Raw genomic sequence first — 20,706 nt, 5'->3', positions numbered from 1 at the left:
CAAAATAAGGAACTTTCGTTGATGAAAGTTCCTTATTTTGTTTGCAAAAGATATATCTTTTATTTTCAGTCCTCAATGATCAGGCGAAGCCCCACATTATTAACGCGCTGCCAGGGCAGATAAACACGGCGTGCAGTTGCTGTAGCATCTTTCGGACGGTCAACCCATGAACCGCCGCGGGCCACGACCTGACGGGTATCGGCTGTCGCCTGGGATTTTTCGCTGTAAGGATAAGGAGCATACAGCGAACGAGTCCATTCCTGCAGGTTACCATGCATGTTGATCAGTCCGAACGGATTCGGCTTATAGTTATATTCGTCGGTCGGAATCATCATTCCATCATTGACCGTCTCAACTTTCGGCAGATAGTTGTAATACGGGAACCAGGGATTATCCTTTGCCATCGGCTGCGGATCGATACCCGTCACCGCCATCTTTTCCAACTGAACATCCGCCAGGTTCTCATAAGGACCGAAGTTTGCATCCATCGCACCATACCAGAACGGCTGGTCACTACCACCACGACAAGCCCACTCCCACTGCACTTCTGTCGGAAGCGTCACCTTCAATCCGGTCTTTTCTGAAAGCATATCGCAATACTTCATAGCTTCTTCGTAGCTGACACGGATAACCGGCTGGTTGGGCTTATTGGCCGGATAACCAGGAGTTGTATGATCTTTCCAAAACTGTGCATAGATACGACTGTCATGCTCCGGAACCAACGCATTATACTGTTCGTTGGTCAACTCTTTTTCCGACATCCAGAAACCCTTCTTTACTTCGGCCTTGAATGCAGGAGCCTGATCCGGATAACCGTCATTCGTTCCCATCACAAACTTACCGGCAGGTACGCGTACGAAAGTGATCTTTACGCCATCAGCCACTTCAATCTCTTTCCGAAGTCCTGTTTCCTTTGACAACAGATTCTGAATATCTTCAGTCGTCAACGGCCAGCCTTTCATCTTTACCTCTTTATGCTTTACCGGAGCCATCTTTTCCGGCATTTCCGGACGGATTTCCCCTTTGCCCTTCAGATAAGAAGCATAATCAGCCAACTCTTTGCGCCAGTCCACACCGGCATTGTTCGCATATTTATTAGTCAGTTCAATACGACGTTCATACTGGTCGTAGCCATTCAGCGGATCCGCATCGAACTCACCGCGTCCGGATGCATTCATATCGATCCACGTAGTCAGATGATCCCATTCACTGTCAGTCAGTTTCACATTATAATGACCCCGTTCCAACATACGGACAATCTCACTGGTAGAAGCATGATATTCATACGGGCTCATAACATACATATCCGCTTCCGGTCCCTGTCGGTTCACGTAAGGATGGAAAGCCAGATAACTCTTCTGAAAATAACGTGTACCGCTCCAGTCGGTAATACCTACAGATGTCGTATCCTTAAAGTTCGGGCGTCCGGCTTTGCTACCGTCGTGACAAGCTACGCAGGCACGATCCAGTATCGGCTGAATCTCATATTTGAACGCATATGAACGGACTCCGCCGTCGGCAATCGTCAGTTCATGAGGTTTACGGGTAGAAGCCTGCACCCGCTTCGGAACGGGGATCGTATTCTGGTCTTCGTGGCAACCGACACACGAAACGACTTCGCCCGGCATACCGGTCAGCCAGCTACGCATCCATTGTACGGCACGTCCGTCTTTATCCAACGGCTGCAAGGAAACAGGCGTATTGGCCGGAATCTTAAAAATAGCAGAGCCGTCTTCTTCCACCGGGACAGTCCCCAGCAGGCGTTTGATATCCCATCCTGCCTGAATACCATGGTTATAATGATCGGACAATGTCCGGCGATAAGCATACTCATAAGCATAGACACGGAACGACTTGATCTCCCCGCGAGGCACGCCTCTCAATCCTTCTCCTTCATAAATGTCCTGAATAAATACAGTCGCTTCCTTTTCATTCGGTTTGATACGATCCGGAATAGCCGGAGGAACCGGTGTACTCTTTACCGGAACGGAATAGATCATACCGGCATCATCCGCATTGGCAACCAATGTCAAGTTATCGTAAATATCCACCAGGTAAACACCCCAGCGGCTATACGGAGACAATTTGGCTGTTACGAGAAATGTCTCGTCCGTCAGCGGATACGGTTTAATAAACTGCGGCCATACGCCGTTCACCAGTTCATCTTTTACTTCCGGAATAATCGGACGACCACGGAAAGGCAATTCCTGGATCATTCCCTTTTCTTCCTTACGGCTCTTTGCCGGATCAAAGATCATCAGACGACCGGAACGTGCTACTCCATGATGGCCGGAGATAACTCCGACGAAACGGTTGGTACGCTTCGGCAACGGTTGCACGTCGAAAATACTGTTCGGGAACATGGAACCGCTGCCATACAGTGACTTCTGCTCCGTCCCGTCCGGATTCATATGCATAACGATACGGGAGAAATAGTGTGTCAGGTCGGTATATTCCCAACGGACGTACATTACTTTTCCGTTTGCCATCACTACCGGATGCCAGTTCGCATCTTGGTCAAAAGTCAAACGGCGCATATCTCCATTATCCGGATTATACAACACCATATTACCTACCGCATCACTACCGTTTACACAAGGTACTCCCTGATAACCAATATTGGAAATCGCCAGCATACGTCCGTCAGGCAGATAAGTGGCATCAAAAAATTCCAGATCCGGTTCCAGGATATTAGTAATCTGTTTAGCTTCTCCGTTGTTGATATCCAATTCATGTACCTGCCATCTCCTTGTCGTATCCAAAGCGGTAAACATCAAACGTTTTCCGTCCCAGTTCAATACCAGGTCAGTAACGGAAGAACCTTCGACTGCCGGTTTATAAAGTACTTTCTCGTTCAATTCGCCACTTTGCAGACCGGACACTTCAACCAGTTGGGCCTTAAAGTTCTTACGGCTGGCAGAACTCAGATTCGACCAGTTATTCGGCTGGATACCCAAACTACCTGCTCCAACGAAATTAGCTCTTTCTCCCAAATCGAACTTAACCGTCAACATTTTGTCGACATTCACATCCGGGCTCATCAGCATCAACTTTCGTTTTAAAGTCAATGCTTTATTTGCCTTGTCGATAGCCTGAGTATCTCCGGTATAAATACCGTCAAAACCACCAGCCAGCAATGATTTCAATTCACCGAAGCGTTTATCCGCCAATGCTGCATCAAATCCGGAACTTTTTTTCATGATACCTAAAGCCTCCTGAATGGCTTCCGGCTTCATCCATTCCAGCTCAGCCTGTATCTCCAAAACAGACAGTAAGCGGGCTGCCAAATCCTTATAAGCCGCCATTCGCCCGGATGGACTTGCCAGGACAGCAGCCTTATCCAGCTCTGTCTGAAAATAAGAGTCATTCTTTAACTCCTTCATCATGGCAACCAGTCCCTTTTGGGTCCTGTCAAGTTGTTCGGAGGTAACCTCCTCCTTAGTCTCACAACTGGGTTGTGCGGATAGCATCCCTCCACTCAGCAAGCTGAAGGTCACACATCCTGTAATCAATAATTTTTTCCACATAGATGATTATTTTTAGTAACAAATTCGTCCATCGCTTTTCCATCCAAATACTCTTCATCCTGCGAAGCATACAGACCATCCATAATATAATTCGCCTGCGGGAATGCAGCCAGTATTTTACGGATAAGTGTTGCTTTATCGGATTTATATATCGGAGCATTGGTATTCCACAATTGATCATGAATATCCTTTTCCGGTGCGGAAATAAGAATATCTTTGATCTCCATTTGTTTCAGGCGATTCAAATCTGCATCCAGACCGGCTTCATTATTCAACAGCAACGACAGAGCCGGTGTCAGGGTAAAGTTCGGACGGTTTACCTCCCCTACCAGCTTCTGAAGTCCTTCTATCGTATCAGGCGTACGTGCGACGGACTGTCTCAACAATAAACGGATATTTTTCTTTGCCGCATAATCAGATAATACCTGGAAGGATTCTTTCAGCGAAGCATAGAACTGTTCCATCGTATAATTATTTTCGATGGTCCGCTGGGTAGAAATCAATAATTCGTCGGCTCCCAGTATCTCCATCTTATCGATGACACCTTTCATCACCTCCATACTCTTCTGATAGAAAGGAGGATCATTATTTACAATTCTCAAATCCGGATACAAGTTTAGCCCCGAAGTCAGATCGACCGTCATTTTCAGTTTCTGCCGTCCCAGCCAGCCGGCTTCCTGTTTCAAAGCCTTTTTTTCCCGATTATGCAGATAACGCCAGTCGATCACGACACGGTCATAATGTTCGAAGAATGTCGGGCGTGAAAGGATTTCTTCCTTCACATCCAAAATATTACGCAGCACAAGCGCCCGTCCGGTCGTATTCGGAACCGGAGTACTTTCCGGCATAACCGTCACATCTGCCTTATCATCCAGGCGGACACGGAAAATACGGACATTTCCACCGGCTATCGTATGGGCTGTGTTTTTACCAAACGATGTGTTCAGCATCACCTTAGGTGTATAGCCTACAGCCTGCATCTCCGAGCAATCAGTTGGTAATTCTTTGATAGAGACAATTTTGCCTGTCTTTGTACCAATCGAAAACACTTTCGGTTCCCAGGATTCATTGGAAATCAAAACTGTATATTCGCCATTTCCTCTGGAACAAGTCACAAGACTTAACTCCGGATTGGTCTCAAACAGTTGCACAGAGGCAAAAATATCTTCCATCAGTGCTTTCGTATGGTTCAGTATAGGATAAGGTTTATCCAACGGCTTTTCTTCCATCACCTTTACAGGCAATTCACATTGTGGTTGCTCCGTAACACCATACGGAGAAGCGAGCACTGTTACTTTTCCTTTGCCGGCATTCAGTTCGATGGCAGCCGGAAGTTCATTACTTTTTTGCAATACAGTGGCGGAAGCCGGATAGATTAATTCGGCTAATGTGTAAGGAGCACGCTCCTTGAATGACTCACCTTTATATGTGATCGGTGCAGTACATACCTTTGTCCTTTCTCCGGTACGGATACCGGCTATTCCATCCGGCATGTTCTTCAATGAACCGGCCGTAATGACCAAATGACCGCCTGCATGTACATAGGCATTCAATTTATCATTAATCTCCTGCCCCGGACGCAGTTCATCGGCAATGACCAATACCGGATATTGTTTCAATACCCACAGCGGGGCATCACTCATCAGACAGTCGGCAATATCTCCGTAAGGATTCGGAGTGATAAAGCCTCTTTCATCTTTATAATAGGAAGCATCCTGATAACCCGGATACAGAATATCGAGCATGGCATCCGTCTGATAATCCGGCAGCTCGTAAGGCAGATTGCCCCACACTTTATAGGCCTGCCTCGAATATAAATGGCGCGGGAATGACCAGCCGGAAAAGAAATCGGTCATCAATGCTACCGGTGTGTACATCGTACCCGGATCACCGTATTTGTCCACCCATTTAACCGCACTCTGCTGTATCTTTCCGATAGGGCTGAGTTTCTTATCGTCGACCCGCATAGCCCCTTCAAAACCGACAGCCACACAATCATACATCAAATGGGTATAGATCAAACGCTTGAGCAATCCGAGAGAGGTTCCTTTCAACGGGCCTCCACTATTGTAATCATCATCGATATTGGTCGCGTTCGAATCGTATGTCTTATGTCCCCATCGGTTCCATACGGAAGCATTACCGAACCAGTTTACGCCATACTGTTTCCCGGCTCCACGGATAAATGAATAATAGATCTGCGAGTTAGGCAATCCCTGCGCCGTCTCGGCTCCGATCAGGGTATAAACGCCTTCTTTCAGAAAATAATGTCCGAAATTCAGAGAAACAAGCGTCGCCATTTTGTTTCCCAACTGATCGCCCATTTCTTGAAAATGACGCTGGAAATTAAAATATTGTTGTTTGCGGTCTGTCCCCAAAGGATACATACGAGGAGCAAAACTACCGACATAACGGCCATCCTGTTCACCATTGTCCATACCCAGCCAACGGTCACCCAGCTCTGTTTCAAAAAGGTTCAGTACGCCATCCGGAATAACGAACTGGGTCCAGTATCCGCCAGGACCGGAACCGGGAATATATCCCCACAGGTCAAACAGATAGAGGTTCCTTTTCTTGATCTCGGCAACGATCTCTTTCAGATTATCCTGAAAAACCAACGGATAGGAAACCCACAGGATATCCCCTAGTTTATCTTTCACCACCCATTGATCGAGCTTTTGCTTGTAATCCCCGGAAAGATCACGAAGGGCTATAAACTGAATTTTGTCATTAAAGAAAGAGGCATCCGGCGATTTCACATGATGACGTTGATAATCGGGATGATGAGACGGAGTCATTTGATAAGGATACAGCTTGATACTATTCTGTGCAAGCAGTCGGTCAGGATACAGCACTCCCAACAAAACAATAAGTATAAGAATCTTTTTCATAAGTATTTATTATTGCTGTTGCGTTAACAAGTTGACAACTGATAAGCCGATCATTTCTTATCGCAACAAAGATCTGTTAATATTTTGAGATTTGGTAACTTTTCGTTCATAAAAAAGTTTACAAACTAATAAATAGATATATTTTTAGGCATATATCAATAAATTTCTCAGATCGGACTAGTTCTGAGAAGTCGGCAAATACTCTTTCAGAACCTGGCGAAGTTGTGCCAGCGCTTTCTTCTGATACAATTTCACAGCATTAATAGAGACACCCATTTCTTCTGAAATCTCGGCATAGGTCAGATTTTTATATCGGCTCAGTTCAAAAACCCTTTTATACTGAGGAGGCAATTCTTTCACCGCTTTACCAATCCGTTCTATCAGCTCTTTAGAGAGAACATAATCGAGGGGAGACTCATCCAGCGAGAATAATGTATTCCTCTCTACAATAGTTTCATCCAATTCAATATATTCAGGTTGATTTCGTCTAAGATATGACAAGCACGCATTATGGACAGCCCGGACTAAATAAGCTCTGACAGAAGTGGTAATGACCAATGTCTCTCTGTTTTCCCATAACCAGCGAAATACATCTCCGACAATCTCCTCAATTATATGTTTTTCCGTGATGTAAGAACGTGCCTCATAGCAAAGAAAAACATAGTACTTTTTGAATAAAAACTCAAAAGTTTTATGATTTCCTTGTTGCAACTTCACTAATTCATAACGAGCATCCATTATAACATATTAAAGATATTGCCACAAACACCCTTCATCGAGTTATATATCAACACATTAAACGAACCATGAAGTTTTCTTAAAAACACGGGTGACTAAAAAAAACGGTCGTTTTTTTTAGTCACTATTTTTCAAGAAAATCTTTTGATTTTTATACTATCAGTCGAATGGTATCTCACAGATTTTTAGTACTTTTAGAGGTCTGAATCGATTTTGTCTGGTCAACATAAAAAATGACTAGAAAAAACGACCGTTTTTTTTAGTCACTACAATACTCTTACATAGATCTTAATATTCAAAGGCAATATCAACTTTGTCGTACAAATAAAGTTTATACTTCCGATATTGTCAACAAATATTAATTAGCAAGTTACTTATAATTCGGATCCTGAACCAATACACCACCAGCTTTATCAATTTCAGTTTGTGGTAACGGGAAATAATAAAATGCAGGTTTAAATACCTTTATATAAGTCGGCAGAGCTGGATCTGCAGCACCATTCACCAGTTTTTCCATTAATTTCCAACGCTTTAATTGGAAATAACGATGACCTTCAAATACAAATTCTACACGCCACTCATTACGGATACGTTCGCGCATCTGTTCTTTAGTTAACCCTGTAGGCAATTCTGGTTGCCCAGAGCGTACACGAATCCGATTAACAGCATTATACACTTTTTGAGTCGGTCCATTCACTTCATTTTCTGCTTCAGCAATCATCATTAACACCTCTGCATAACGAAGAATAACAACATCCGCATCAGAAACAGTTGAATAACTAGGCATTTCCGTGGTTGGTTGAAGTAATTTCATCATACCGAAACCTGTTTGCATCTGATTGGTTATGGTAACAGGATCTCCCTCTTGTCCATCTATTGAGAAATCAGCCAAACCACTATGACAAACAGTTTCATACAAACGACGATCACGAATATGAACTCCATTTGCATCTGAAAATAATTTTTCTCTTTCTGCATTATTGGCATCAGACAATGCACCCGTTGCTAATAAAGATTCATTAACCGTTGCAGTTAATGTAGACTCACCCCACTTCAAACCATCTGTACACTCAAAAGCATTCACTAAATCGCGAGTAACTCCACATGTTGTCCATGCCCCATAATATAAATCCATACTATGCGTAGTATTAGGAGCTAAATAACGAACAGAAAACATAATTTCAGGAGAAGCCAATTGCTGTGCAGAAATAAAATTATCTCTCATCCTGTCAGCTAAATCATATCCTTGAATACCTTCCAGCAACGCTACTATCTCACCCATTTTAGAGGCATCTGCATTACCATTATCATCATAAGCTTCTGCCAACATTAAGCGAGCCTTGAAAGCTTTCATCGCCCCCGGTGTGAAATATCCACTCATTTGTGAATCTGAATAAGGTTTATCCGGCAAAGCAGCAATTGCTTCATCAAAATCCTTCATAATCTGAGCATAGATCTCAGTACGGGCAGCTTTTGGCTGATACATATTTTCTGTTGTTAGAGAAGACGTTACTAAAGGAACTTCCCTATAACACTGATACAACCAAGAATAATAATAAGCTCTCAATGCTTTACATTGTGCCATAATAAAACTTTTGTCAGCATCCGACATATCTGCCCCTTGGTAAGTTTCCAGATTTTCCATAACCAAATGAATACGAGCTATGCCTCTATAACAATGGTCATACATATAGGATACATACCCACCTGTGTTCGGATCCAAATCGCCCAAAGCAATTGTTTGTGAACTGCCATAAGTACCCTCATTGTGCTGACAAATAGAATTATCAGTCAGATTATCAAAACAAGCCACAATTTGCGACATAACTCCAGGCCATTCATACATCATTGAAAAACTGCCAGCCAATGCAGAATCAAAGTCACTTTTCTTTTGCCAGAAAATAGATTGTGAAGGTGAAGAAGGAGGATCTTTCTGTAAAAAATCACTACAAGATGTCGTAGAACCCACCAATAGTGCCGAAGCCAATATTATATTTATTACTTTTTTCATTGTAGTCTACTTTTAAAATTCAACATTTAAGCCAAATGAACAAATTCTATTCTGCGGATACTGTGCCGCACGACCATCGTCATTACGTTCAGGATCCAAGCCATAATATTTTGTAAATGTCAACAAGTTATCTCCGGAAAAATAAACTCTGACTCTCGACATTTTGACCTTATCTGTAACAGACTTCGGCAAAGTATATCCGAATGTCAAATTCTTCAAACGGAAATAAGAAGCATTCTGCAAGAAATAGCTATTCGAACGGGTGTTCTTATTACCCCCTAAATTATCATTGTACAATCTTGGATGTTCTGCATTATAAGGATTTTCCTCTGTCCACATACCTTCTATATACTCACGAGTCGGAGCAGATCCCTGACGAAATGGCTGCATACCCCATTCATTCGTATACCATTTCTTTCCGGAAACACCTTGTCCTAACAAAGACAAATCAAAGCCTTTCCAGCTTGCACCAAGATTCACAGAATATTCAAAACCAGGGAAACGTCCGGACATCGGAACACGGTCATCATTATCAATTACACCGTCACCATTCTGGTCTTTATACTTCAAATCACCCGGTAATGTGTTATCATTGAACTGCTTCGGTGAATTTTTCACTTCATCTTCCGTCGCAAAAATACCGATACATTCCAACATATAATATTCATTATAAGGGAGCCCTTCTCTTCTCAATTTGTAACCATCGATTTCTTCGGCACCGAACTGAGTCAATTTATTTCTTGAACGGTCAAAATAGACACCTGCATTATATTGTAAACCTCTGAAAACACCTTCTGAAATCATATTATTATAGTTAAATGCGATTTCAAAACCCTTATTTTCAACCTCTCCATTATTTACTGTCGGAGCAGAAAGTCCCAACAGATAAGACACCTGTGACGAACGTAAAATATCAGAAGTAGTTTTCTTATACCAGTCAAAAGTCATACTCAAACCATTGAAAACCTGCAAATCAACCCCTATATCGGTTATAGTCGTTGTTTCCCATTTGATGTCACGGTTTGCATATGCTTTTTGCTGATAACCAACAGTCTCTGTTTTCTTGTCAAACGGATAATTGGAAACACCTTCAATCATGGCCTGATAGGGATACAAACCGATGTTCTGGTTACCCAACTGTCCCCAGGAAGCTCTCAATTTCGCATTATTCAACCAGGTTAGATTCAGATTTTTAATAAAATCCTCTTCCGTAATACGCCAACCAACAGAGAATGAAGGGAAAATACCCCAACGATTTTCAGATGAGATACGCGATGTTCCATCATAACGCATATTGGCTTCAAACAAATAGCGTTCTTTAAAGTTATAGTTCAAACGACCGAACACAGACTGAATAGCCCATTCTTCCTGTTTTCCCCCATTAGACCAATTGGCATTAGACCCTGCATCGATAACCGGCAGATCAAAAGCAAACTCTTTTCTGTATGCTTTCAATGTCTCATATTTTTCAGACTCCTGGTTATAACCTACCATAATATTGAAATTATGATTCTTATTCGGAGTCGAATAATCATATTTCAAATAAGTGTACAAATTCTGATAAAAACGACGCTGGTCTTCTACTGTCAGACCATTGCTTCCTTTATCCAGATTCCCAGTCTTCGCTCCTGTATGATAATCATAGACAGGTTCATCTGAACCACCCCATTCTTTTGACTTATTAGACTCCAAACGAACAGCGCCTTTTGTATGCCAAGTCAAACCTTTTGCGAGGTTCACCTCAACCCACAATTGAGCATTGATATCAAAATTTTGGAATTTCTTTGATGTATTCGACGCTATAATAGCAGGCATATTTTTATTATGATCTTCATGCGGATAAGCAGAGCCTGTCCAACGACGTACTCCGGAACCATCATCCGGCAACCACGGCATATAAGTCGGGGCTTGTGACATTGTTGACAACAAAACATCATCCTGTCCCTGACGTGGCTGAGTACGATCTCCATACATCATACTAGTATAAGTACCGATCTTAATAAAATCCGTGATCTGAGAAGTCAAATCTACCGTCGCATTATATTTCTGATATTCAAATCCCTTTAATGTACCCGGTTGATTCACAAAATTCAAAGCTACGTTATAAGTTGTTTTCCCTGAATTTCCTGCAACAGAGAAGTTATGATTCTGAACGACAGCCGTCCTGAACATATAATCCAGCCAATCGAAATTCGGATACTGATCGCTACCTCCGCCATTTCGATATGCATCGATCTGTTCTTGTGTATAAGCTTTTCCTGTACCTGAATTTTTCTGTGCCAAATTATATAATTCCATATATTCGACAGAGTTAGTCACCAAATCATACATGCGAGTCGGATTATATAAACCCACGTTTCCATGATATGAAATATGAGCTTTACCATCCCCCAGGTCCGCACCTTGTTTGGTTGTAACAAGAATCACTCCATTAGCCGCACGAGCACCGTAGATCGCAGCAGACGCAGCATCCTTCAATACGGAAACACTTTCAATAACACTCGGGTCCAGATTGGAAATATTACCGGGAACACCATTGATTAAAACCAACGGATCGGAACCGGCACTTGAGAAAGTGCCCTGACCACGTACACGGAAAGAGGTAGACTCATCGCCCGGAGTTCCCAAACCTTGATTTACACGTAACCCTGGAACCTGCCCCTGTAACATTGTCGCCGTATTCGTTACCGGACGTTTAGCCATTTCCTCGCCGGTTACAGCCGTTACTGCACCTGTCAAGTTTAGTTTCTTCTGCGTACCGAAACCAACCACAACCACTTCATCCAAAGCTTGTGAATCTTCTTTCAGAATAATAGAGACAACAGATTTATTACCAACAGGAATACTCTGTTCAATATAACCTATATAAGAGATTTTCAATGTGGCACCAGCAGGTACATCCAACGTAAAGTTTCCATCTACATCTGTTACCGTACCGATTGTAGTACCTTCCACTACAACATTTGCACCAATAACCGGTTCATTATTTGCATCCAACACACGACCTGTGATCTGTTTTGTCTGTTGCATAACAGACGTTGATCCAGCCTGTCCAGTACGAGTGATTACCACATGACGATCGTTAATTTCATAACGTACATTCCGTCCGTTAAACAATACCGCCAATACTTCATTGATAGTTTTGTTGTCCAGGGAGACAGACACTTTTTCATCCAGATTCAGGTCTTTAACATCCAGACTGAATGAAAATTCACTTTGACTCTTGATAGTTTCAATTACCTCGCGAATCGTGGCATTTTTAAGATTTAAGGAAAGCATATGTTCAGTTGCATACGTACTCGCACTAAGCGAAAGCGTTCCGGCAACCAGAAATACACCTGCCAGGTTTGCCAAACGTCCTGCCCTTGCAGACAGTAAGTCCTGAACAGATTTTCTAAATGTTTTTTTCATACTTCACTTGTTTAAGATTTAACTTTTAATTACTTCATTCTTTTGGGGCTTATGAGTTCTTTCCGCCCAACGGTTACAATTACTTTTTCCTCATTCACATTTACTTTATAGTTAGACTTATGTTAATTGAAAATTCGAATTATATCAGGTTTCACCTCATACCGGAATTTATTACCGGATGATAATATCTCCAGGACCTTCTCTACCGATACATTTTCCTGGAAATCCGAATAGTAGACTATTTGCTTTAGCCTATCGCTTTCTATCCGGATCGGTATGTTATAGAGGCGTCTCAATTCTTTGGCTATTTCTTCCAGCGGGACCTTGTCAAAAGTCATTGCCCCGTTGCGCCAATTATCTATATGGCTGGCATCCACCGAATCCACCAGCATGCTCAAGTCAGCTTTCCTGAAAGTAAATCGCTGATTGGGTTTCAACTCGACCGGGGCGGCATCGGTCAGAAAATCTCCGACCTTCACCGCGCCCTCTTTGAGGGTTACTTTCACCTCTGAGTCTTCTTCATAGGATTTTAGATTGAATTTAGTACCGAGAACTTTCACCGATAATTTCTCAGTATTCACCACAAATGGTAATTCCTTATTCTTGCTTACTTCAAAATAACCCTCCCCTGTCAGCTCCACATTTCTCGATGCCTTAGCAAAGTTCGAATCATACTTCACCTTACTCCCGGCATTCAGCCAGACAACAGAACCATCCGGAAATGTAATTTTTGATTTTGCTCCGTCCGGAACCTCAACCACATATTCCTTATATTCTTCCACCACCTCAGAAGCCGTTCTTTCCGACTGCCATAAAAAGAATAAGGAAGAAATTCCGCATACTAAAAGAATGATTGCTGCTGCCGAAAGCCTCAATGCACGACGATAGAAATCGATTCGATTTACCGATTTTGTTTTTTTATTAAATCGGCTGATAGCACCAGCCACATCGAATCCTTCCGCATTCGACATCACACCAGTCGCTTTCCATACAGCGACTGTGGTTTGGAAATAGTCTCTGTTCTCCGGCTTTTCTTTGATCCACTGTCGCAAAACAGCATGACCTTCAGCATCCAGAGAGCCATTCAGAAACGATTGTATATACTTATCTATTTGATCCATTTATCCCAATTAAAGTATCCGAGTATCGCCACTCATTTAATAAAGGCGCGAAAAAGAAGAGGAAGGGTATACGATGAGGGACTATTTTTTTAAAATTTCGTTTTAAACGGGCAAAATCTCGTTTTAAACGGACTGTAACTTCGTTTAAAACGAGATTATTTTCCTTTTAAACGAGTTTAAGGTTCGTTTTAAACGAGATTTCAGAGATTTTTGAGGATATAGGGTAGAACAAGTATGCAAAAAAATAAGAAATATCAATTAAGCATTAAGTTCTTAATCATGTTTTCCGTACTTTTGCAGCCAAATAACTCATAAGCATATATATAATCAGAAATGGATCATAATCCCATAAAAATACCTTCACCATTACTATCACTGGTTCCTATACTTGTATTGGTAACCCTTTTGTTTGTCACCATCCGGACGTTCGGCAGCGACGCTCTGAGCGGGGGAAGCCAGGTGGTATTGCTTACGGCGACAGCCGTTTGTTGCCTGATCGCCATGGGATACAGCAAAGTTCGCTGGAAAGCGATCGAGCTGGCGATGATCAATAATATTTCCGGTGTGGCTACGGCTTTGATCATTTTGTTGATCATCGGGGCCCTTTCCGGCAGCTGGATGATAAGCGGAGTCGTTCCGACACTGATCTATTACGGGATGCAGATCATTCATCCCAGTTTCTTCCTGACATCCACCTGTGTTATCTGTGCAATCGTTTCCGTCATGACCGGAAGTTCCTGGACCACGATAGCAACGATCGGTATCGCTCTCTTAGGTATCGGACAGGCACAAGGGTTTGATGACGGCTGGATCGCCGGAGCCATTGTATCCGGAGCTTATTTCGGAGATAAAATATCTCCCCTTTCCGATACAACCATTCTTGCCTCTTCTGTCACGGACACTCCGCTGTTCAAGCATATCAAGTATATGATGATCACCACAGTCCCGTCCATATTGATCACACTGGTAATCTTTACCGTAGCCGGACTGACACATCAGGCAACCGCTTCCGACCAGATTGCCATGTATTCCGCATCTTTAAAAGAAACATTCGATATTTCTTTATGGCTGTTGATTGTCCCGATCATTACGGGAATACTGATAGCCAAACGTGTGCCGTCTATCATCACCCTGTTTATTTCCACTGCTTTAGCCGGGGTATTCGCCCTGATCTTCCAGCCTCATCTGTTACAGGAAATATCCGGTCTGTCGGTAGAGAGCATGCAATCACAGTTCAAAGGACTGATCATGACATTCTATGGCAGCACACAGGTTCAGACAGGTAATCCGGATTTGAACGAATTGGTTTCTACCCGTGGTATGAGCGGCATGATGAACACGATCTGGCTGATCATCTGTGCCATGTGTTTCGGCGGGGCTATGACTGCCAGCGGAATGCTGGGAAGCATCACTTCCGTATTTATCCGCTTTATGAAACGGACAGTCGGACTGGTTGCTTCAACCGTTGCATCCGGACTGTTTCTAAATATCTGCACGGCCGACCAATATATCTCCATCATCCTGACCGGTAACATGTTCAAGGATATCTACCAGAAAAAAGGATATGAGAGCCGTTTATTAAGCCGGACGACAGAAGATTCAGTGACCGTCACTTCGGTACTTATACCCTGGAATACATGCGGTATGACGCAGGCAACCATCCTGGGTGTAGCCACTCTTACATATTTACCTTATTGTTTCTTTAATCTAATCAGCCCGTTGATGAGCATCACGGTTGCCGCCATCGGGTATAAAATCAAACGGATAAATGAAAAAACTGAAAGTATCGCTACTGACTAAAGTAGTCATTGCCATCGCTGCCGGTGTGTTGTTCGGCCAGTTTCTGCCGAACGGTATCGCACGTATCTTTGTAACCTTCAACTCGTTGTTCGGAAACTTCCTTTCGTTCTCCATCCCGCTTATCATTCTGGGACTGGTGACACCTGCCATCGGAGACCTGGGAAAAGGAGCCGGCAAACTATTGGCTATCACGGCTCTGATCGCTTATGGATCGACGATCTTTTCAGGATTCTTCACGTTTTTCAGTACTTCGGCGATCTTCCCGCATATATTACCGGCCAATGCGGAACTCACAGCCATGGATAATCCGGAAGATTTCATGCTGCTCCCTTATTTCACCGTGGGTATGCCGCCATTGATGGATGTCATGACCGCCCTGTTATTATCGTTTACAATCGGGCTAGGACTATCTTATATCGACGGGAACGCATTACGGGAAGCATTCAACGATTTTCAGAAGATTATAACCAAACTTATCGGGGCCATTATTATTCCGCTACTCCCTTTGCATATCTTCGGTATCTTTCTGAATATGACGGTCAGCGGACAGGTGATGAGTATTATAGCCATGTTCCTGAAAGTGATCATCGTGATATTCGTACTGCATGTGCTACTTTTGATTATCCAGTTCACGATTGCCGGAAGTATCGGCGGTAAAAATCCATTCCGGTTATTAAGAAACATGCTGCCGGCTTATGCTACTGCATTAGGAACACAATCGTCGGCTGCCACTATTCCGGTGACACTGGCTCAGACTGTCAAGAACGGCGTCAGGGAGACAATCGCTATTTTTGTTATTCCATTATGCGCAACCATTCACCTTTCCGGTAGTACGATGAAGATTACGGCCTGTGCAATGGCTATCATGTATATGGCCGGAGAGCCGGTAACGTTTGCCGGTTTAGCCGGATTCATTATGATGTTGGGCATTACGATGGTTGCCGCTCCGGGAGTCCCGGGGGGAGCTATTATGGCTGCGCTCGGATTATTGCAGAGCATGCTGGGATTCAACGAGACTTTACAGGCTTTAATGATTGCCCTCTATATCGCAATGGATAGCTTCGGTACGGCCTGCAACGTAACAGGCGACGGTGCAATTGCAGTTGTGGTCGATAAGATTGCCGGGAAGCAGCAGACTGTAACCGTAGAAGAGGTCACCGAATAAGGCTACCGGTTATAATAATTCCTGTAAGGTTTCTACTCCTTTCTCGCGCATCATAGTAACTGCAATATGGGCACAGGCATACGCGTCCGCCATTGCATGGTGGTGGTTTCTAAGGTCATACCCACAATAAGCTGCCACCGTGTGCAACTGATGATTCACCAGGAACGGATACATCTTACGCGACAAACGGCAGGTGCAGTAGAACTGATATTTCGGATAAGCCAGTTCGTATGTTTGGTGTACGGCTTTCAGGCATCCTTCATCGAAAGGACTGTTATGGGCTACCAGGGGTAAATCGACTATTTTAGGTGCGATCTTTGCCCATACTTCTTCAAAGTCGGGGGCATCATTCGTATCGGCTGGCGTAAGTCCATGTACGGCAGTAGTCCACTGTGTATAGTAATTCGGATAAGGGCGGATCAGGCTGTATACCTGATCGATAACTTGATTGTCTTCAACAATAACAACCCCGACACTACATACGCTACTACGTTTCCCATTGGCAGTCTCAAAATCTATTGCGGCAAAGCGTTCCATATAAGTTTATTGATTACTACGACAAAGATAAAGATAAAAACATACGAAAAACCTTTGTAACCCGTTATTAATCTCTACTAGACAGGGCATGCATCGCAAATGGAACATGCCGAAGAGAACTGAAGTGCACCCCAAAAGTTAGACATAAAACTTTAGGGATGCACTTCACAAGGCAATAGACAAATTATCACGGAATAAGAATCACTTTATCAATCATCAAGTTAGGACCAGAGGTACATTCAATATCTACAACAATCTTCCCATCCAGACAATTTTCTCTCGTTACCGGAATAGTTACAAAAAAGTCTTTTGCATGTTCTTTTAAAACCACTTCCGGCATATCCTCACATTTGATTGTACCGCGCCGAGATTGTTTTTTCGAGTCATAGAAATATAACTTTAGATTCATCAATTGCGGATATTTGACATCAATCTCAATCGATATCTTTTTACCATACCAGAAAGAGCCGTTATTATCCTGCCAAATTCCGTCACAAACAACACGGTAATCAAAACCTTCTTCTTTCATTGCCATATCCAGTTCCGGCTTCCATTCTGTTGAACCCAAATCAGTATAAGAAGCTCCGGCTTTAACATACAACAACGCATTTTGCGTATTACTTTCTTCTTTGAAAACAGATTGTATATCGGTTAACTTCTGTTCCAACCATTCTCTTTCCACAAGCTGTTCAGGGGCAAAGGCAGAAGAAGACACATATTGCATTAAACTAGCCCGCAGCTGTCTGGCCGCCAGGCGATGATCCAAATTATCTGTTATATTATAACCACAAACCAGCAACTTTCCTCCTTCTTTTGTTTTCAATTCAAAAATCGTCCCCAACTTGTTTCCATGATGAAAATCGTTTACTGGCTGAACGATTGGATAATAACTTTTAGGTAACTCATTCAACACAAAACCTCTAGCGCCTTCACAAACATCTTTCCATTGCCAATCCATCACATCGGATGTAGGGAATTTGCTTAATGCAGCATGATCAGCCCGGATAAAAGCACCACTGACATCCGTATTCTGACCGACAAACCAAGTTGCTGACCAAAATACCGGATTAAACGCAGCATATATTCTATTCTTCACACTTCCCAGCTGATCTGCCTGCAATAAAACCTTACCCCCTTGCTTCAATCTTTTCAATGCTTCAGATAAAGACGTTGTAAATAAAATATCTTCAGAGACTTCTTCTTTAGAAGCAGAAGGGAAAACCCAGATATTCCAACTATTTTTATATTCTGTTCCGACAATGTCCAAAGAAATTGTTAATTGGCTTCCATATTCTCCAGCTTTCAACAAATGAGAAAATTCACCTATAAAAGTAATGCAGCCCTGTTTCATATCTTTACTTGGTAGAGTTCCGTTTTCCAGTATTTTATCACCATCTTTCAAAACATAATGTACTTGCGCTCCTTTTAATGTCTCTTTTCCGTAATTAGAAACCTCAATCTTTCCTATAAATCTTTCTCCTTCCTCCCAAACATATTTGGAGAACCGTAATAAAGGAACCGTATGTGTACCGAATAAACGAAACTCCTCAGCAGTCATGAAATTTTTATTTTCATAAAAAGGATTCACCCAACCCACCAACGCTTCTCCCTGACCGGGATAATCGACCATACTTAACAAACTATAGCCGGCACTGGCTGGAGTTCGCAATGTTGCTTCTATCTCTGCTTTATATAACATTTTATTTATATTGCCGGAAGCACGCTGAAGTTCGGCATCCAGATTTACAAGACCATTCTCTTCAGCCCGTTTTTTGAAATATTCCAGGTTTTTGGGAATAAACACACCGTCATATTTATCAATTTCACTCCATAATGGATGGACAATATACTGTCCAGCTTCATGAGTAAACTCCGGCAAATCTTTTCTTTGATAAGTGGCGTCATAATTATGAGTTTTCGGAATGGTATAATTATGCGTGTAATCCCAATCCGTTCCTTCATAATTATGAGCTTGATTTTTTCCTCCATATTCTACATAATCATCTGCACTAGTTATATTATGAGCGATACCTGCCGCATAATAATGTCTCGGATCATCCTTTTTTACTTCTGCTATCCATTTTCCCATCTGTTCAAAATCTCCCCCCAACTCATTACCAAATGAGACCAGCATCATAGAAGGATGGTTTCCATATATCTTAATAGCCTGTTGAAACTCACGAAGTACAAAATCATTCAATGCCTCATTATTCCCTCCTATCAGATCTTTGTACCCCATCCAGCCGTCTATCCAGAAAAATTCGACCTGCATATACAAACCTATTTCATCTGCAGCAATAAAAGCTGCTTCCGGAGGACATGATGAATGGAAACGAACGGCATTAAAACCATGATCTTTATATAACTTCCATATTTTTTTCCAATAATCGACATCTGTTGCAGGATAACCGATCTTAGCAAAAAACATACCTTCATGGCTGTTTCTGTAAATAAATTTACGTCCGTTAATGGTAAAATGTTTGTCTATAATTCCCAAGTCACGGAAACCAAAATCCGTCGCACTTACTTGTTTCTGACCGGAATAATCCAATGAAACTTCCAATTGATACAATTCTGGAGTAAATTCATCCCAAGGTAATAAAGAACCATCGATTGTAAAAATGTGATCTATTATTGAAGAGCCAACTTCAATAACCGGCTTCAATTTTTCAGCTGCAACAGTCTTTCCTGTTGATTTTTCTTTAACTGTCAGATGAATCGTCACTTTTTTCTTTCGATCATCATTAGACAATTCTAACCGGGTCTTTACTGTTTTATCCTTAAAAGAAGAAAAAACAGCAATGTGTTCAATAGAGATACGAGGGGTTTCCAGCAAACAGATTTCTCCAACAATCCCGTTCCATTGAGACTGCATGTGCGGACAATAAGCATGTCCTAATGTTCCGATTGGATGAATCTGGCCGTTGTCAACCTGAATTGTTATCAAATGTTCTCCCGGAGCCAGGCTTCCGATTGTATATACATGAGGCGTACTTAAGAAATCAACTGGGCTATCAACTGGATTCCCATCAATCCAGACTTTACTTTTCCACATGACCCGTTCTAAAAACAAGGTATATTTTTTATCCTTTGAATCTTCCGGTATAATAAACTTTTTCTGATACCAGGCCTTTCCCAAATATTTATGCTTACGGGTCAACATGCCAAAGTCGGCATCGACAGGATATCCTTCCAGATTATTCGTACCTAAAATTGATTTGAATAAAGGATACTCGTTTCCTATACCCCATTCGTCAGTAGAACCAGGTAGACTTATTTTTTGAGAGAACATACTAGTTTCCCAATGCTGTTGTTCACCTACATTCGTTGAATCTACTTTAAAAAACCACTCTCCCTCCAATGAGATTTTATCCTGGGCACATAAAGGGATAACTCCACACAAGAAAAACAGGAGTAAAAAGTATATCTTATCTCTTTTCATTATTCTTTTATTTAAGAAAAGTGTGTCCCTAAAGATATCATAGTCAACTCGGAACACACTCTT

At 42.3% G+C, this 20,706-nt stretch carries 10 protein-coding genes; 2 read left to right on the top strand and 8 right to left on the bottom strand.

The features are described from left to right. Nucleotides 1–65 precede the first annotated feature (65 nt). The 6 genes from DXD68_RS21975 to DXD68_RS21950 all read right to left on the bottom strand — a co-directional run bounded on the left by DXD68_RS21975 (nt 66) and on the right by DXD68_RS21950 (nt 13,699). Nucleotides 66–3,527, bottom strand: coding sequence for an SUMF1/EgtB/PvdO family nonheme iron enzyme (locus tag DXD68_RS21975; RefSeq protein WP_122363605.1), 3,462 nt, complete (start codon nt 3,525–3,527; stop codon nt 66–68). Then, nucleotides 3,509–6,418, bottom strand: coding sequence for a sugar phosphate isomerase/epimerase family protein (locus DXD68_RS21970; RefSeq protein WP_122363604.1), 2,910 nt, complete (start codon nt 6,416–6,418; stop codon nt 3,509–3,511). Before DXD68_RS21970 ends, DXD68_RS21975 begins: the two co-directional genes overlap by 19 nt. A gap of 177 nt (nt 6,419–6,595) precedes the next feature. Then, a complete protein-coding gene (locus DXD68_RS21965; RefSeq protein WP_233577269.1) occupies nt 6,596–7,156 on the bottom strand; it encodes an RNA polymerase sigma-70 factor in 561 nt (186 codons plus the stop codon). Between the two features lie 370 nt (nt 7,157–7,526). After that, a complete protein-coding gene (locus tag DXD68_RS21960; protein ID WP_122363602.1) occupies nt 7,527–9,167 on the bottom strand; it encodes a RagB/SusD family nutrient uptake outer membrane protein in 1,641 nt (546 codons plus the stop codon). Between the two features lie 12 nt (nt 9,168–9,179). Then, nucleotides 9,180–12,578 carry a TonB-dependent receptor gene (locus tag DXD68_RS21955; RefSeq protein ID WP_122363601.1) on the bottom strand — a complete coding sequence of 1,133 codons (3,399 nt, stop codon included), beginning with the start codon at nt 12,576–12,578 and terminating at the stop codon, nt 9,180–9,182. A gap of 122 nt (nt 12,579–12,700) precedes the next feature. Continuing rightward, nucleotides 12,701–13,699, bottom strand: a complete 999-nt coding sequence (locus DXD68_RS21950) for a FecR family protein (protein WP_122363600.1) — start codon at nt 13,697–13,699, stop codon at nt 12,701–12,703. A gap of 333 nt (nt 13,700–14,032) precedes the next feature. On the opposite strand from DXD68_RS21950, the gene nhaC reads away from it, so the two are divergent. Then, nucleotides 14,033–15,499 carry a Na+/H+ antiporter NhaC gene (gene nhaC, locus DXD68_RS21945; protein ID WP_122363599.1) on the top strand — a complete coding sequence of 489 codons (1,467 nt, stop codon included), beginning with the start codon at nt 14,033–14,035 and terminating at the stop codon, nt 15,497–15,499. Next, nucleotides 15,468–16,664 (top strand): dicarboxylate/amino acid:cation symporter, encoded by a 1,197-nt coding sequence (locus tag DXD68_RS21940; RefSeq protein WP_122363598.1) that lies wholly within the window; start codon nt 15,468–15,470, stop codon nt 16,662–16,664. Before nhaC ends, DXD68_RS21940 begins: the two co-directional genes overlap by 32 nt. 9 nt (nt 16,665–16,673) lie before the next feature. Here DXD68_RS21940 and DXD68_RS21935 read toward each other — a convergent pair whose 3' ends face one another. Further along, nucleotides 16,674–17,201 (bottom strand): 3'-5' exonuclease, encoded by a 528-nt coding sequence (locus tag DXD68_RS21935; RefSeq protein ID WP_122363597.1) that lies wholly within the window; start codon nt 17,199–17,201, stop codon nt 16,674–16,676. Nucleotides 17,202–17,388: 187 nt separating this feature from the next. Beyond that, nucleotides 17,389–20,643 (bottom strand): sugar-binding domain-containing protein, encoded by a 3,255-nt coding sequence (locus DXD68_RS21930; protein ID WP_158585920.1) that lies wholly within the window; start codon nt 20,641–20,643, stop codon nt 17,389–17,391. Nucleotides 20,644–20,706: the final 63 nt, after the last annotated feature.

The organism is Parabacteroides sp. TM07-1AC (assembly GCF_003480915.1).
GTDB lineage: Bacteria > Bacteroidota > Bacteroidia > Bacteroidales > Tannerellaceae > Parabacteroides > Parabacteroides chongii.
Note: the sequence above shows the minus strand (reverse complement) of the source record. Positions and strands in the feature narration are given on the sequence as shown.

Bases quoted from the DNA above. Each gene is read 5' to 3' on its own strand.
- DXD68_RS21975 (WP_122363605.1), bottom strand. From the start codon at position 3,527: ATGTGGAAAAAATTATTGATTACAGGATGTGTGACCTTCAGCTTGCTG.
- DXD68_RS21970 (WP_122363604.1), bottom strand. From the start codon at position 6,418: ATGAAAAAGATTCTTATACTTATTGTTTTGTTGGGAGTGCTGTATCCT.
- DXD68_RS21965 (WP_233577269.1), bottom strand. From the start codon at position 7,156: ATGGATGCTCGTTATGAATTAGTGAAGTTGCAACAAGGAAATCATAAA.
- DXD68_RS21960 (WP_122363602.1), bottom strand. From the start codon at position 9,167: ATGAAAAAAGTAATAAATATAATATTGGCTTCGGCACTATTGGTGGGT.
- DXD68_RS21955 (WP_122363601.1), bottom strand. From the start codon at position 12,578: ATGAAAAAAACATTTAGAAAATCTGTTCAGGACTTACTGTCTGCAAGG.
- DXD68_RS21950 (WP_122363600.1), bottom strand. From the start codon at position 13,699: ATGGATCAAATAGATAAGTATATACAATCGTTTCTGAATGGCTCTCTG.
- nhaC (WP_122363599.1), top strand. From the start codon at position 14,033: ATGGATCATAATCCCATAAAAATACCTTCACCATTACTATCACTGGTT.
- DXD68_RS21940 (WP_122363598.1), top strand. From the start codon at position 15,468: ATGAAAAAACTGAAAGTATCGCTACTGACTAAAGTAGTCATTGCCATC.
- DXD68_RS21935 (WP_122363597.1), bottom strand. From the start codon at position 17,201: ATGGAACGCTTTGCCGCAATAGATTTTGAGACTGCCAATGGGAAACGT.
- DXD68_RS21930 (WP_158585920.1), bottom strand. From the start codon at position 20,643: ATGAAAAGAGATAAGATATACTTTTTACTCCTGTTTTTCTTGTGTGGA.